At 72.0% G+C, this 15,813-nt stretch carries 12 protein-coding genes; 5 read left to right on the top strand and 7 right to left on the bottom strand.

Translation table 11 applies throughout. The features are described 5' to 3' along the window. On the bottom strand, positions 1–560 hold a 560-nt coding region (locus VF825_RS08775), incomplete at its 3' end, for a DUF3417 domain-containing protein (RefSeq protein ID WP_331112283.1). 178 nt (positions 561–738) lie between these two features. On the opposite strand from VF825_RS08775, the gene VF825_RS08780 reads away from it, so the two are divergent. Genes VF825_RS08780 through pgm form a run of 5 tightly spaced genes read left to right on the top strand, consistent with a single transcriptional unit; the run spans position 739 to position 9,800 of the window. Next, the gene (locus VF825_RS08780; RefSeq protein WP_331112285.1) at positions 739–2,757 is read left to right on the top strand and encodes an alpha-1,4-glucan--maltose-1-phosphate maltosyltransferase; all 2,019 of its coding nucleotides are present in this window, start codon (positions 739–741) and stop codon (positions 2,755–2,757) included. Beyond that, positions 2,757–4,478: a maltose alpha-D-glucosyltransferase gene (gene treS, locus VF825_RS08785; protein WP_331112287.1), complete on the top strand. Its 1,722-nt coding sequence runs from the start codon at positions 2,757–2,759 to the stop codon at positions 4,476–4,478. The genes VF825_RS08780 and treS overlap by 1 nt, the downstream gene beginning before the upstream one ends. A 24-nt stretch (positions 4,479–4,502) precedes the next feature. Next, positions 4,503–5,921 (top strand): maltokinase N-terminal cap-like domain-containing protein, encoded by a 1,419-nt coding sequence (locus VF825_RS08790; RefSeq protein WP_331112289.1) that lies wholly within the window; start codon positions 4,503–4,505, stop codon positions 5,919–5,921. Positions 5,922–5,928: 7 nt separating this feature from the next. Then, the gene (glgB, locus tag VF825_RS08795; RefSeq protein WP_331112291.1) at positions 5,929–8,157 is read left to right on the top strand and encodes a 1,4-alpha-glucan branching protein GlgB; all 2,229 of its coding nucleotides are present in this window, start codon (positions 5,929–5,931) and stop codon (positions 8,155–8,157) included. Continuing rightward, positions 8,154–9,800 (top strand): phosphoglucomutase (alpha-D-glucose-1,6-bisphosphate-dependent), encoded by a 1,647-nt coding sequence (gene pgm, locus VF825_RS08800; RefSeq protein ID WP_331112293.1) that lies wholly within the window; start codon positions 8,154–8,156, stop codon positions 9,798–9,800. Before glgB ends, pgm begins: the two co-directional genes overlap by 4 nt. A 71-nt stretch (positions 9,801–9,871) precedes the next feature. Here pgm and VF825_RS08805 read toward each other — a convergent pair whose 3' ends face one another. The 6 genes from VF825_RS08805 to VF825_RS08830 are packed head-to-tail and all read right to left on the bottom strand — an operon-like array spanning position 9,872 to position 15,737. After that, positions 9,872–11,125: a hypothetical protein gene (locus tag VF825_RS08805; protein ID WP_331112295.1), complete on the bottom strand. Its 1,254-nt coding sequence runs from the start codon at positions 11,123–11,125 to the stop codon at positions 9,872–9,874. Positions 11,126–11,134: 9 nt separating this feature from the next. Further along, complete coding sequence (locus VF825_RS08810) at positions 11,135–11,881, bottom strand: alpha/beta hydrolase-fold protein (RefSeq protein ID WP_331112297.1); 747 nt, start codon at positions 11,879–11,881, stop codon at positions 11,135–11,137. Positions 11,882–11,885: 4 nt separating this feature from the next. Further along, positions 11,886–12,956 (bottom strand): alpha/beta hydrolase, encoded by a 1,071-nt coding sequence (locus VF825_RS08815; protein WP_331112299.1) that lies wholly within the window; start codon positions 12,954–12,956, stop codon positions 11,886–11,888. A 9-nt stretch (positions 12,957–12,965) separates the two neighbouring features. Beyond that, on the bottom strand, positions 12,966–13,931 hold the full coding sequence (locus tag VF825_RS08820) for a co-chaperone YbbN (RefSeq protein ID WP_331112301.1): 966 nt from the start codon (positions 13,929–13,931) through the stop codon (positions 12,966–12,968). Positions 13,932–13,965: 34 nt separating this feature from the next. Then, positions 13,966–14,967 carry a hypothetical protein gene (locus VF825_RS08825; RefSeq protein WP_331112303.1) on the bottom strand — a complete coding sequence of 334 codons (1,002 nt, stop codon included), beginning with the start codon at positions 14,965–14,967 and terminating at the stop codon, positions 13,966–13,968. Beyond that, complete coding sequence (locus VF825_RS08830) at positions 14,964–15,737, bottom strand: hypothetical protein (protein ID WP_331112305.1); 774 nt, start codon at positions 15,735–15,737, stop codon at positions 14,964–14,966. Before VF825_RS08830 ends, VF825_RS08825 begins: the two co-directional genes overlap by 4 nt. Positions 15,738–15,813: the final 76 nt, after the last annotated feature.

Consider the following 15,813-nt stretch of genomic DNA (forward strand, 5'->3'; position numbering starts at 1 on the left):
AGCGAGAGCGGCAGGCCGTCGGGGTCGAGGACGGGGTAGGTCTCCTGCTGCCAGCCGTCGAGGTTGAGCGACTGCTTGAAGTAGCCGGTCTTGTAGAACAGGCCGACGCCGACGATCGGGACACCGAGGTCAGAGGCGGACTTGAGGTGGTCACCGGCGAGGATGCCGAGGCCGCCGGAGTACTGCGGCAGCACCTCGGTGATGCCGAACTCCGGGCTGAAGTAGGCGATGGCGCGGGGGGCGCCGCCCTCGACGGAGGCGGCCCAGTCCTGGTACCAGCGCGGCTCGGTGACGTAGCGGCCCAGGTCCGCGGCGGCCTCGTCGACCTTGGCCACGAAGGCCGCGTCGGCGGCGAGCGCCTCGAGCTCGTCGGCCGACAGGGCCGACAGGAGCCGCACCGGGTCCTTGCGGACCTTGGCCCAGCGGGCCGGGTCGATCCCGGAGAACAGGTCCCGGGTGGTCGGGTGCCAGGACCAGCGCAGATTGCTGGCCAGGTCACCGAGGGCGGCGATGCGCTCGGGGAGGACGGTGCGGACGCTGAAGCGACGGATGGCCTTCACGGTCGGCAAGGGTAAGGGCAGGTCCGCCGGTTTGTCAGTTTCTTGCAACGCTTGCACATTTCTTGCAACATGCCCTGCCGCCGCGGCCATCGGTGACGGCCGCCGCAGCCGACCGGCACGCCCATCCAGCCTCCGGGCAACGGATGCGCGCCGCGACGAAACGAGTAGCGTCGTGCCCGTGACAGCGAGCCCCTTGCCCACTGCCCAGCGCCCGGTCGGGCGCATCCCTGTCCTCGACGTCGCTCCCGCGGTCGACTGCGGGGCCAGACCCGCCAAGTCCGTCGTGGGTGAGGAGTTCGAGGTCACCGCGACCGTCTTCCGCGAGGGTCACGACGCGGTCAACGCCACATGCGTGCTGACCGCGCCCGACGGCACCGAGCAGCAGCTGCCCATGCGGCTCGTCTCGGCCGGGCTCGACCACTGGGCCGTGACCGTCAAGGCGGACACCCCCGGCCGCTGGACCTACCGGGTCGAGGGCTGGTCCGACCCCTACCGCACCTGGGAGCACGACGCCTCGATCAAGGTGGCCGCCGACGTCGACACCGAGCTGATGCTCGAGGAGGGCGCCCGCGTCCTGGAGCGCTCGCTGGCCGAGGTCAAGCGCGACAAGGCCCACGCGAAGGTCCTCAAGGACGCCGTCAAGGCGCTGCGCGACAGCACCCGCCCGCCGGCCGCCCGGATCGCCGCCGGCACCTCCCCCGAGGTCGAGCGCGAGATGGCGTCCCGCCCGCTGCGCGACTACGTCAGCCCCAGCGCCGAGCACCCGTGGCTCGTCGAGCGCGAGCGTGCGCTGTACGGCGCGTGGTACGAGATCTTCCCCCGCTCCGAGGGTGCCCACCGGGACGAGAAGACGGGGCTGTGGACCTCCGGCACGTTCCGCACCGCGGAGAAGCGGCTGCCCGCGATCGCCGACATGGGCTTCGACGTGGTCTACCTGACGCCCGTCCACCCGATCGGCGCGGTCAACCGCAAGGGGCCCAACAACACGCTGAACCCCGGCCCGCACGACCCGGGCTCCCCCTACGCCATCGGCTCGGTCGAGGGCGGCCACGACGCCATCCACCCCGACCTGGGCGACTTCGACGACTTCGACCACTTCGTCGCGGCGGCCGAGCGGCACGGACTGGAGGTCGCGCTCGACATCGCCCTGCAGTGCGCCCCCGACCACCCCTGGGTCGACAAGCACCCCGAGTGGTTCACCACCCGCGCCGACGGCACCATCGCCTACGCCGAGAACCCGCCGAAGAAGTACCAGGACATCTACCCGCTGAACTTCGACAACGACCCGGCCGGCATCTACGCCGAGGTGCGCCGGGTGATCCAGGTGTGGATCGACCACGGGGTGAAGATCTTCCGCGTCGACAACCCGCACACCAAGCCGGTGGAGTTCTGGGAGTGGATCATCGCCGACGTGGCGAGGGACCACCCGGAGGTGATCTGGCTGGCCGAGGCGTTCACCAAGCCCGCCATGATGCACACCCTGGCCAAGGTCGGCTTCCAGCAGTCCTACACGTACTACGCGTGGCGCAACACCAAGTGGGAGCTCGAGGAGTACTGCACGGAGCTCGCCGGACCGGCCGCGGCATACATGCGTCCCTCGTTCTGGCCCACGACCCACGACATCCTCACGCCCTACATGCAGTACGGCGGCCCGACCGCGTGGAAGCTGCGCGCCGCTCTGGCGGCGATGCTCGTGCCGACCTACGGCATCTACGCCGGCTACGAGCTCGTCGAGCACGTCGCCCGCCCCGGCGTCGAGGAGCAGATCGACAACGAGAAGTACGAGTACAAGGACCGCCGCTGGGCCGACTACGAGGAGGGGGGCCCCAAGGAGGGCCTGTCCCTTGCGCCCTACCTCAAGCGGCTCAACGAGATCCGCCACGCGCACCCCTCGCTGCGCTGGCTGCGCAACCTGCGCTTCCACCACGTCGACGACGCCAACGTGATGTGCTTCTCCAAGCGCCGCACCGTCGACGGCCGTGACGACGTCGTCATCGTGGTGGCCAACCTCGACCCGCACGCGACCCGGGAGACGTGGGTGCACCTGAACATGCCCGAGCTCGGCATGAGCTGGACGGAGTCCTTCGTGGCCCACGACCTCATCACCGGCAACAGCTGGCACTGGGGCGAACACAACTACGTCAGGCTCGGACCCGACTCCGAACCGGTGCACGTGATCCACGTGAGGAGGTTCTGATGCAGGGGCTGAACCTGTCCCAGCCGGGCCTCAAGCACGACCCGCAGTGGTTCCGCAAGGCCGTGTTCTACGAGGTGCTCGTGCGCGCCTTCGCCGACTCCAAGGGCTCCGGCGCCGGCGACTTCACCGGCCTGATCCAGCGTCTGGACTACCTGCAGTGGCTCGGCGTCGACTGCCTGTGGCTGCCGCCGTTCTACGCCTCGCCGCTGCGCGACGGTGGCTACGACATCTCCGACTACACCGCGGTGCTGCCCGAGTTCGGGACGCTGCCGGAGTTCACCGAGCTGGTCTCGCAGGCGCACGCCCGCGGCATCCGGATCGTCACCGACCTGGTCATGAACCACACCAGCGACCAGCACCCGTGGTTCCAGGCCTCGCGCTCGGACCCCAAGGGACCCTACGGCGACTTCTACGTGTGGTCCGACACCGACGACAAGTACGCCGACGCCCGGATCATCTTCGTCGACACCGAGGTCTCGAACTGGACCTTCGACCCGATCCGCCGGCAGTTCTTCTGGCACCGCTTCTTCTCCCACCAGCCGGACCTCAACTTCGAGAACCCGGCCGTGCAGGACGCGATGTTCGACGTCGTGCGCTTCTGGATGGACCTGGGCATCGACGGCTTCCGCCTCGACGCCGTGCCCTACCTTTTCGAGGAGGAGGGCACGAACTGCGAGAACCTGCCGCGGACCCACGAGTTCCTCGCCCGGCTGCGCAAGATGGTCGACGAGGAGTACCCCGGCCGGGTCCTGCTCGCCGAGGCCAACCAGATGCCGGCCGAGGTCGTGGACTACTTCGGCACCCCGGAGGAGCCGGAGTGCCAGATGTGCTTCCACTTCCCGGTGATGCCGCGGCTCTACTACGCGCTGCGCGAGGAGAAGGCCGCACCGATCATCGACGTCCTGGCCGACACCCCGCCGATCCCGCCGGGCACCCAGTGGGGCACCTTCCTGCGCAACCACGACGAGCTGACCCTCGAGATGGTCTCGCCGGAGGAGCGGGCCGCGATGTACGGCTGGTACGCCCCGGACCCGCGCATGCGGGCCAACGTCGGCATCCGGCGCCGCCTCGCCCCGCTGCTGGACAACTCCCGGGCCGAGATCGAGCTCATCCACGCGCTGGTGCTGTCCCTGCCCGGGTCGCCGTGCCTGTACTACGGCGACGAGATCGGCATGGGCGACAACATCTGGCTCACCGACCGCGACGCCGTGCGCACGCCGATGCAGTGGACCCCCGACCGCAACGCTGGCTTCTCCAGCGTCGACCCCGGCAAGCTCTACCTGCCGGTCATCTCCAGCCTCGTCTACCACTACAACAACGTGAACGTCGAAGCCCAGATGGCGCACAGCTCCTCGCTGCTGCACTGGGTGCGGGCGATGCTGCAGATCCGCTCGCGCCACCCGGTGTTCGGCCTGGGCACCTTCGAGGTCTGCCCGGCCAGCAACGACGGCGTGCTGGCCTACCTGCGCTCGGTGGAGGCCGACCCCGGCGAGGGCATCGAGGGCGACACCGTGCTGTGCCTGAACAACCTCACCAGCCGCCCGCAGGCCTCGACCATCCGGCTGCCGGAGCGGCTCAAGGGCGGCCAGCTGGTCGACCTGTTCGGCGGCAGCGGCTTCCCGCAGGTCTCCGACGAGGGCACGGTCAACATCACCATGGGCTCACGCGACTTCTTCTGGCTGCGCGTGCGACCCGCCACCGGAGGGACCGCGCATGACTGAGAACCGGGGCCGACGAGGCCGCCGATGACCGACGTCCGGGCCACCCTGACCCCGCCCTTCGCCGAGTTCCTGCCGGCGTGGGTCGCCGAGCAGCGCTGGTACCCGGGCAAGGGGCGCCGCCCTGCCCTGCGCCGGGTCGGCGGCCTGCGGCTGCAGGACCCCGACGGCGAGGTCGGCATCGAGGTCCACCTCGTGGCCGACGACTCCGCGGCGGGCACGGCGATCTACCAGCTGCCGTTCACCTACCGCGCCCAGCCGCTGCCCGGCGGCGAGCACGCGCTCGTCGCGCACACCCGGCACAGCGTGCTCGGTGACCGGTGGGTCTACGACGGGCCGCACGACCCGGCATACACGCAGGCGCTGCTGCGGCTGGTGCTGGACGAGGGCACGGTCGAGTCCGACGGGGGCGCCGAGGACGGCACCGCCACCGGGCACCGCCAGCCGGGCACGACGGTCGGGCGGATGGCCGTCTCGCGCGTGCTGCGCGGCGAGCAGTCCAACACCTCGATCGTCTACGACATGGTCGACGAGCACGGCGAGCCCGCGACCCCGGTGATCTGCAAGGTCTTCCGGGCCCTGCAGGACGGCGAGAACCCCGACGTGGTCGTCCAGTCCGCCCTCGCCTCGGCCGGCTCTGCCCTCGTGCCCCAGCCGGTGGGCCACCTGTCCGGGGAGTGGCCGGACCCGCGCACCCCCACCGGTATCGCGCACGGTCACCTCGCGTTCGCCCAGGAGTTCCTGCCCGGTGTCGAGGACGCCTGGCGCGTGGCGCTGGTGGCGGTCGCGGCGGGCGAGGACTTCAGCGACCGGGCCCGGGCGCTCGGCGTGGCCACGGCGCAGGTGCACGCCACCCTGGCGCAGGCCCTGCCGACCCGGGCGGCCGGCGCGGACGACGTGGCCGAGGTGGTCGCGGGCATGCGCGCCCGCCTCGTGGCCGCCACCAACGAGGCCCCGGCCATCGCGGCCTTCGACAAGGACATCGCCAGCCTGTTCACCGCCGCCGCCGAGGCGCCATGGCCTGTGCTGCAACGGATCCACGGCGACTACCACCTCGGCCAGGTGCTCGACGTGCCCGGCCGCGGGTGGGTCCTGCTCGACTTCGAGGGCGAGCCGATGCGCCCCCTCGCCGAGCGCACCCGACCCGACCTCGCCCTGCGCGACGTCGCCGGGATGCTCCGCTCGTTCGACTACGTCGCCGGGTCCTGGGAGCAGGCCCACCCGGGACGTTCGGCCGCACCGTGGGCGGCCGAGGCCCGCGAGGCGTTCCTCGACGGCTACGCGCAGGCCAGCGGGCGCGACCCCCGCGCCGACGCCGCGCTGCTCGAGGCCCTCGAGGTCGACAAGGCGCTCTACGAGGTCGTCTACGAGGCCCGCAACCGCCCCACCTGGCTCACCATCCCGACGACGGCCATCGCCCGGCTGGTCAACCGACACAAGGAGTGACCCCGACGTGACTGCAACCCCACCGCTCCACCCGTCCCCCGTCAGCCGCCACGAGCTCGACCAGGTGGCCACCGGGGTGCACCACGACCCACACACCATCCTGGGCCCCCACGTGCACGACGGCTCGGTGACCCTGCGCGTCCTGCGCCCGCTCGCGAGCGCCGTGACCGCGCTGCTGCCGGACCAGGTCCGCATCCCGCTCACCCACGAGCGCGAGGGCGTCTGGGTGGCGGTGCTGCCGGTGGCCGAGGTGCCCGACTACCGCCTCGAGGTCAGCTACGACGACGGCTTCGCCCACCGCCAGGACGACCCCTACCGCTTCCTGCCCACGCTCGGCGAGGTCGACCTGCACCTCATCGGCGAGGGCCGCCACGAGCAGCTGTGGACGGTGCTCGGGGCGCACGTGCGCGAGTACGACGGGCCCATGGGGCACGTGCGCGGCACCTCCTTCGCCGTGTGGGCGCCGAACGCCCGCGCCATCCGGCTCGTCGGCGACTTCAACCAGTGGGACGGCGCCACGCACCCGATGCGCTCGATGGGCGGCAGCGGCGTGTGGGAGCTGTTCATCCCCGACGTCGCCGAGGGCAACCGCTACAAGTTCGAGATCCTCGGCTCCGACGGCCACCGCCGGGTCAAGGCCGACCCGATGGCCCGCGCCACCGAGCGCCCGCCGGCCACCGCCTCCGTCGTCACCTCCTCGACCTACCAGTGGGGCGACGACGCGTGGATGAAGCAGCGTGCGAGCAGCGACCCCCACACCGGCCCGATGAGCGTCTACGAGGTGCACCTCGGCTCCTGGCGGCAGGGCTCGAGCTACCGCGACCTGGCCGAGCACCTCGTCAACTACGTCAAGGACCTCGGCTTCACCCACGTCGAGTTCATGCCGGTGATGGAGCACCCCTACGGGCCGTCCTGGGGCTACCAGGTCACCGGCTACTACGCCCCGACGTCCCGCTTCGGCTCCCCCGACGAGTTCCGCCACCTCGTGGACATGCTGCACCGCAACGGGATCGGCGTGATCCTCGACTGGGTGCCGGCGCACTTCCCCAAGGACGCCTTCGCCCTGGCCCGCTTCGACGGCCAGGCGCTCTACGAGCACCCCGACCCGCGTCGCGGCGACCAGCCGGACTGGGGCACCCACGTGTTCGACTTCGGCCGGCCGCAGGTGCGCAACTTCCTCGTCGCCAACGCCCTCTACTGGCTCGAGGAGTTCCACGTCGACGGCCTGCGCGTGGACGCGGTCGCCTCGATGCTCTACCTGGACTACTCCCGCGAGGAGGGGCAGTGGTCGCCGAACGTCTACGGCGGGCGTGAGCACCTGGAGGCGGTGCAGTTCCTCCAGGAGACCAACGCCACGGCATACAAGCGGGTGCCGGGGACGGTGACCATCGCCGAGGAGTCAACCTCGTGGCCGGGCGTGACCCGGCCGACCCACCTCGGCGGCCTCGGCTTCGGGCTGAAGTGGAACATGGGCTGGATGCACGACTCGCTGGAGTACGTGCACCACGAGCCGGTGCACCGCCAGTACCACCACCACCAGATGACGTTCTCGCTGATGTACGCCTGGAGCGAGAACTTCGTGCTGCCGATCAGCCACGACGAGGTCGTCTACGGCAAGGGCTCGCTGCTGCGGAAGATGCCCGGCGACCGGTGGCAGCAGCTGGCCAACCTGCGGGCCTACCTGGCGACGATGTGGTCCCACCCCGGCAAGCAGCTGGTCTTCATGGGCGCCGAGTTCGCCCAGGAGGGTGAGTGGGCCGACGGCCGCAGCCTCGACTGGTGGCTGCTGGACCAGCCGGCGCACCACGGCGTGCACTCGCTGGTCAAGGACATGAACAGCCTCTACGCCTCGAGGCCGGCGCTGTGGCAGCTCGACCACAGCCCCGAGGGGTTCGAGTGGATCGACGCCAACGACGCGGCCGGCAACACCTTCTCCTGGTTGCGTTTCGGCGCCGGCGACGCGACCGGCGAGCGTCCCGTGGTCGCCAACATCGTCAACTTCAGCGGCGCCCCGCACCACAGCTACCGGGTCGGCCTGCCGCACCCGGGCCGGTGGAGCGAGGTGCTCAACACCGATGCCTCGGGCTACGGCGGCTCCGGCGTGGGCAACCTCGGCGCGGTCGAGGCCGAGGAGGTGCCCTGGCACGGACAGCCCTGCTCGGCCGTCCTGACGCTGCCCCCGCTCGGCGCCCTGTGGCTCGAGCCGGACCCGACGACGAGGAAGGGCACCCGATGAACGACCCGCGCGCCGGCAGCCCGGCCCAGCCCTCGGACCTCGTGGACGTCGCCCACCTGGTGACGGCCTACTACACCGGTTCCCCCGACCCCGGCGACCCCGACCAGCGGGTGGCCTTCGGCACCTCCGGGCACCGGGGCAGCAGCCTGCGCACCGCCTTCAACGAGGCCCACATCCTGGCCACGACGCAGGCGATCTGCGACTACCGGCGCGAGCAGGGCTACGACGGGCCGCTCTTCCTCGCGCGCGACACCCACGGGCTGTCCGAGCCCGCGTGGGCCTCGGCGCTGGAGGTGCTGGCCGCCAACGACGTGACCGTCCTGGTCGACGACCGCGACGGCTACACCCCCACCCCGGCCGTCTCCCACGCCATCCTGCGGGCCAACCGGGGCAAGGGTGCCGGCGCCTCCGGCCTGGCCGACGGGATCGTCGTCACGCCCTCGCACAACCCGCCCAGCGACGGCGGCTTCAAGTACAACCCGCCCAACGGCGGCCCCGCCGACACGGACGCCACCTCGGTCATCGCCGACCGCGCCAACGCCCTCATCGAGGCAGGGCTCGAGGGCGTGCGCCGGATCCCGTTCACCCGTGCCCGGGCGGCGGCCCAGGCCTACGACTTCCTCGGCACCTACGTCGACGACCTGCCGAACGTCGTTGACCTGCAACGGATCCGGGAAGCGGGCGTGCGTATCGGCGCCGACCCCCTCGGTGGGGCGAGCGTGGCCTACTGGGGCGAGATCGCCGACCGGCACGGGCTGGACCTGACCGTGGTCAACCCGCTGGTCGACGCGACGTGGCGGTTCATGACCCTGGACTGGGACGGCAAGATCCGCATGGACTGCTCCTCCCCCTCCGCCATGGCCAGCCTGATCGAGCAGCGCAGCGCCTACGACCTGGCCACCGGCAACGACGCCGACGCCGACCGCCACGGCATCGTCACCCCCGACGCCGGCCTGATGAACCCCAACCACTACCTCGCCGTCGCGATCAGCTACCTCTACGGCGGCGGCCGTCCCGACTGGTCACCGGCCGCGGCGATCGGCAAGACGCTGGTGTCCTCCACGATGATCGACCGGGTCGCCGAGTCCGTCGGGCGCACCCTGACCGAGGTGCCGGTCGGCTTCAAGTGGTTCGTCCCGGGCCTGATCGACGGCTCCATCGCCTTCGGCGGTGAGGAGTCCGCCGGGGCGTCGTTCCTGCGCTTCGACGGGTCGGTCTGGACCACCGACAAGGACGGCATCATCCTGGCGCTGCTCGCCTCGGAGATCCTCGCCGCGACGGGGCGCACCCCCAGCGAGCACTACGCCGACCTCACCGCCCGCTTCGGCGACCCCGCCTACGCCCGGGTCGACGCACCGGCCAACCGGGAGGAGAAGGCCCGGCTCGGGGCGCTCTCCCCCGACGCGGTGAAGGCCGAGACCCTTGCGGGAGAGGCGATCACGGCCCGGCTGACCACCGCCCCCGGCAACGGCGCCAGGATCGGCGGCCTCAAGGTCACCACGGACAACGCGTGGTTCGCCGCACGGCCGTCGGGCACCGAGGACGTCTACAAGATCTACGCGGAGTCGTTCAAGGGGCCCGACCACCTCGCCCAGGTGCAGGCCGAGGCGCGCGAGGTGGTCTCCGCCGCCCTCGCCGGCTGACCCGCCCCCGGTATGCCGTGTGGCCGCGTCCCAGCCCGGGACGCGGCCACACGACATACCCGCTCGTCACGTCAGCGGGCCAGCCGGGCGTCCTCGTCCTTGACCCACATCCCGACCAGCCCGCGGAAGTGGGCGAGGAACTGCTCCTGCTCGTGCGCGGGGTAGGTCGAACGCACCGTCGAGGTCAGCAGCGTGTCGAAGTCCGGCGACTGCACCCACTCCAGGACCATCTCGTCGACGTCGGGCAGCGCGCTGCCGCAGAACTCCTGGTAGCGCACGGTGTCGAAGTGCTCGTCGGCCAGGCGCTGGTACTCCACGAGCTTGGCCTCGTAGCCCAGCAGCGGGTCGTCGGCGACGGCGAACCACGGGTCGAGGTCGACCTGGGTCCGAGCCCGTCGGCCGGTGGCGAGGCAGAACGCCGACCACTTCAGCAGCGCCTTCATCGCCCACGGGAAGTAGTAGTGCAACGAGGTCACGGCCACGTCGGGGCAGGCGTTGGCGTAGTCGATCGGGTGCACCACGCCGTCCTTGACGAGCATCTCGCAGGAGTTGAACTCCCAGCGGAAGAAGGCGTTGACGGTCTGCGCGATGGTCCGGGCCTCGGCACCCACGGCGGGTGAGAGGAAGTCGTGCGACACGGCATACCGGTTGTGCATGGGCTCGTCGGGCCGGAAGTTCATCACCATCGTCTCGGGACCGATGGTCAGCGCCCGGGCGAAGACGTCGAAGCCGTCGACTGCCTTCTGCAGGTGCATGAGCATCTCGCCGGAGTCGTCGTAGGCGCGGTGCAGGTCCGCCCGGTCGCGGATCATCGACACCCCGCGCCAGGCACCCCCGTCGAACGGCTTCATGAACAGGGGGTAGCCGACCGAGTCCGCCACCGCGTCGAGGTCGAACGCCTTGTTGTAGCGCGCCGAGGTGTAGGCCCAGCGGACGTTGTCGACCGGGTGCTTGTAAGGCACGAGCACGGTCTCGGGCACGTGCATGCCCAGGCGCATCAGGGCGCAATAGGCCGAGTGCTTCTCCATCGCCTGGAACGTGAACGGAGAGTTGAGCAGGTAGACGTCATCCATCAGCGCGACCTTCTTGAGCCACTCGCGCGGGTGGTAGTACCAGTGCGCCAGCCGGTCGATCACCAGGTCCTGACGAGGGGTGTCGCGCAGGTTGAACGGCTCGATGGTGACCCGCTCGGTGGTGAAGGTGTGCTCGCCCCCGCTCGGGTCACGCACCACCCCCAGCCGCCGGACCAGCGCCTCGAACGCGGTGGGCCAGTCCTCCTCCGCGCCCAGCAGCAGGCCGATCAGATGCGTCGTCGAGCTCCCCATGCCCTCTCCTCACACGAACCGCGGCAGGTGGTGTCCCAGCTGCCGTTGCCACCAGGGCCAGTCGTGGGCGCAGTCGGCGCCCCAGACGTCGAGCTGGTGAGCGATTCCCTTGTCCCGCAACAGCTCCCCGAAGCGCAGCGTGGACGGCAGCGCCCCGGTCGGGTGGGTCTCCCAGTCCCCCTGCCCGCACACGAGCAGCACCGACAGCCGCGAGCGCAGCCAGTCCAGGTGCTCGCCGTGCAGGTGGGCGACGTAGTCGGTGGGGTTGGCGAAGTAGGCCTCCTGCCCCCGCTCGCCCCAGGCGTGCCACTGCCCGACGTCGTAGTTGCCGGACAGGCCGATGGCCAGCGGGGCGAGGTCGGCGCGCTGGAAGGCGAAGTGCACCGCGTGGTAAGCCCCCATCGACGCCCCGAGGGTGATGAGGTCGTGCCGGCCGCCGAGCTGGTCGAAGACCCACGGCACCGCGACCTGCTCCAGCCAGGCCTGGTAGGCCCCGTGCCGCAGGGCCCGCTCCTCCAGCGACAGCGACTGGTCGGACCAGGTCAGCGCGTCGAGGGAGTCCACGCAGAAGAACGACGCCCGCCCGGCGTCGAGCAGCCACTGGACCGGCTCGAGCATGCCGTGCTCGGCGAAGTCCTCGGCCCGGCCGCCCTCGCTGGGGAAGACCAGCACCGGGCGGCCCCAGTGGCCGTGGCGGACCAGCCCGAGACGGTGGTCCGTGCCCGGGACGGCGAGCTCCACCCGGCCGTCCTGCATGACCTCATCCTCGCGTGATCCAGCAATCCCGCAAGACGTCGGTGAGGTGGGGGTCGAGCGCGTCGCGCCAGGCGGTGTAGTTGTGCAGGTCGGGCACCTCGGTGTGTCGGACCGTGTGCCCCGCCCTGGCCAGGGCGGTGGCCATGGCCCGGTTGTTGGGCGCGTTCTCCTCCAGTGCCCCGCAGGTCAGGCCCACCACGAGCGGGTGGTCGGTATGCCGGGTGGCCAGCACCGCGCGCACCTGGTCCACGATCCGGGGGAACCACGGGAAGTCCTGCTCCATGCCGTCGAGCTCGGCCTGGAAGAAGGAGCCGGACTGGGCGAAGACCGCGCCGACCACCGGGGCCTGCAGGCCGGCGAGCAGCGAGGTCAGCCCGCCGAGGCTGGCGCCCATGAGCGCCATCGGCGCGGACACGGCATACCGGCGGGCCAGGGTGGTGAGCACCGGGCCGGTGAGGGTGCGCAGGTACTGCGGCGACCCGGAGTACCACGGGCTGCGCTGCACCGGCTGGAGCAGCGCGACGCGGTGCCGCGGGAGCACCGCGTCGGCGACCTGGACCGCGCAGAACCGGGTCAGCGAGGCCAGCTGGTCGTACTCCGGCCCGTCGTGCACCACGAGCAGCGGCAGGGGCTCGACGTCAGCGGCGTCGGCCGGCGACCACACCGTGACCGGGACCGGGTCGGTGGTCTCCCCCGCCACCGCGAAGGCGTCGAACCGCCCGGGCACTCCCTCGCGCGCCAACCACGCCGGCGGGAGGTAGCCCGGCAGCTCGACCACCGAGCGCGGGCCGAAGGCCGACTCCACCCGTGCCGGGTTGGCCGGGTCGGTCAGCGTGGCCACCCCGTCGGGGCCGGTCGCGGTGAAGGTGTACTCCAGCCGCTGCACGCCCGGCCGGGGCAGGCGCAGCTCCCAGCGGCCGTCCCGCCGCACCAGGTCGCGCGTGCGGGACGGCAGCACGGAGTCGACGTCGAGCCGCACGGCCGAGAACCGGTGCTCCGGGTCAGGCAGGCGGAAGCGGATCCAGCGGTCGAGGACCTTGGGCGGGTCCGCCGCACTCCGGGCGGCAGGCGTCACCGGGGTGGCTCAGAACAGCGCGCTCATGAGGGCGCCGCGGGCCTTGCGCACCCGCTCGTCGTGGGTGCCCACCACCTCGAACAGCTCGAGCAGGTGCTCGCGCACGGCGTTGCGCTCGTCGCCGGAGGTGACCCGGACGAGGTCGATGAGCCGGCCGAAGGCGTCCTCCACGTGACCGCCGAGCACGTCGAGGTCGGCCACGAGGGTCTGGGCTGCGACGTCCTCGGGGGCTGCGGCCGCGGCCGCGCGGGCCGCCTGCAGGTCGGCACCGGCGGTGCGCCGCATGAGGTTGACCTGGGCCAGGCCGAGCTTGGCGTCGGCGTCGGCGGGGTTCTCGAGCAGCGCCCGCTCGTAGGCGGCCACCGCGGCGTCGAGGTCGTCACGCTCGATGGCGTCGTAGGCCTCCTGGTGCAGCGGGGGCAGCGGGGCCTCCTGCGCCGGCTCGCCCTCGGGGGCGGCCTCCGAGACCTCGACCCGGCCGGTGACGCCGTGCTGCACGGCGAGCTCGAGCAGCTTGCCGATGACCGCCTCGACCTGCTCGCGCGGCTGCACGCCGGCGAACAGCGGCACGGGCTGGCCCTGGACCAGGCCGAGGGCGACCGGGACGGTCTGGACCTGGACCGCCTGCATCAGCGCGCCGGCCAGCCCCGGACTCGCGTCGGCGTCGACGGAGACCATGCGGAAGCGGCCCTCGGACGCGCGGGCCACCGACTCCACGAGGTCGGCGAACTGGGCGGTCTCCGGCATCGAGGACGACCACAGGATGACCACGGCCGGCACGGTGACCGAGCCGTTGACCACGTCGGTGAAGGAGTCCTCGGTGGCCTCCACCCGCAGCCCGTCGCCACCCCGGGCCGGGCCGCCGGCGGGTGCACCGCCGGCCGGGCCGCCCTGCGCCGGGGTGGTCGGGCGGGCGAGGGAGGACAGGTCCACGGCGCCGCGCAGGGCCGCGGCGTTGAAGGGCTGCGAAGTCATGCCGGCATTCTCCCTGATCCGCCGGCGCCGTGGGTCAGGACCCCGAGGCCGAGACCAGGTGCTCGGTGGCTCCGACCAGCGTGGCCTGCCCCGAGCCCTTGGGGACGGCGAAGACGACCATCTCCAGCGTGCGCATCGTCGCCTTGCTGGTCAGCTTCGTCTTGCCCGGCACAAGGGTGGTGAACTGCTTGGGGGCGGTCAGCGAGCTGCCCGCCTTCTTCACCGTGAAGGTGTCGGTGCGCTCCAGCACGCCGAAGACCAGAGCGCCACCGCCGTCCTGCGCGATGGCGAAGACCGAGTCCGGCTGCACCGTGTGCGTCTGCGTGAACGACGCGAACTTCGACACGTCGGACGCCTGCTGGGCGGCCCCGGCACGCACCTGGCTGGCGAACCGGTCGTCGGTGTACGGAGGGTTGGCCACCTTCGCCGCCGGGAAGCTGAGCCCCTTGGCGTAGTCCGCGAGCAGGCTCTGCGGCGCGACCGCCAGGCCCTTGCCGTCGGTGACCAGGCGGGAGCCGCTGGCCAGGGAGGTGAAGGACCGCACGCTGGAGCCCGGGAGCATCGTGGCCGACTCGGCGATGCGGTACGGCGTGCGCGCGTCCGGGGAGGTGACGAGGTGCAGGACGGGCAGGCCGCCCTTGTCCGGGACCGTCTGGACGACGATGACGCGGGGGAAGCCCTCGCCCCGCGGCAGGGCCAGGATGCGGGGCTGCTCGGGGGCGATCGCCGGCGAGTTGCCGCCCACCTGCGGGGCGACCGAGGCGAGGCGCGCGTCGGCCACGGCGGCGGTCAGGGCATTGCCGGTGTAGGCCACGGTGCGGGCGGCGTTGACGTCCCCGCCGCCAGAGCGTGACTGACCGGCCGCGGTGAACACCCGGTCGACGATCCCGCGAGCCTGCGCAGGGGTCACCGAGGCGATGTCGGTGACCGGCGCCGGCGGCTCGTGCACACCGGCGATGGCCTTGCCGAGCCCGCAGCCCGACAGGGACAGGCAGACGGCTGCCGCGGCAGTGATGGTCGCGATGCGGCGGGTCATGCGTCCACCTCCTCGGGGGCGCTGGGGTCGGTGCGGTCGGTCGTGGTGTCGGCGGGGCCGTCGTCCCCGTCCGTGCTGCCGCCGCGTCGCGGACGCCGGGGCAGCAGGTTGGGCCGGTGCTGGTGCCGGCTGCCGCGGCTGGTGGCGCCGGCCTGCGGCGCGGGGGCGGCCGTCAGGTCCTGCCAGAGGAAGAAGCCGGCACCTGCGGCGAGCAGGACGCCGACGAGCAGGAGCAGCAGCGACAGGAAGAACCAGGTCTTGTGGTGCCAGGCGACCGTCACGTCCACGTCGGGCAGCGGAGCGCCGCCGGGGGCGGCGACGACCAGTGTCTCGGGGCCCTGGCCCTGGGCGACCACGACGCTGGCGGAGCCGCGCTCCTGCTGGCTCACCCGCCATACGTCGGCGGTGGTGACGTCCGGCATCGCGGTGGAGCCGCTCCGCGCGGAGGTCATCGACCCCGACGGCCAGGAGACCCCCGTGACGGTGGTCCGCCGGGCATCGCGCAGCACGGCCGAGGCGTCAGAGGCACCGGCCAGGCCGACCCACAGCGGGCCGCCGTCCTTGCGGGAGACGGTCACCTCGGCGGGCACGTCAAGGGCGTTGAGGACCTTGGGCTCGATGGTGAGCGCCCCGGTCTGCGTCTCGCGGGAGCCGAAGGTGGCGCCCCCGGACGGGCCGAGGGTCACGCACAGCCAGAGGCCGAGGATCGCGAGGACAGCGCCCACCACGGCCACCGAGAGGCCGAGGGCGCGTCGTGTCGCTGTGGTCACGATGTCGTCCTTCGTGTCGGGGAACGTGGTCGTGGCGCGCCCCCAGGCACCGGTTATCCGGTCCACCATGGCCCAC

The organism is Oryzihumus sp., from assembly GCF_036391795.1.
Taxonomy (GTDB): Bacteria; Actinomycetota; Actinomycetes; order Actinomycetales; family Dermatophilaceae; genus Oryzihumus.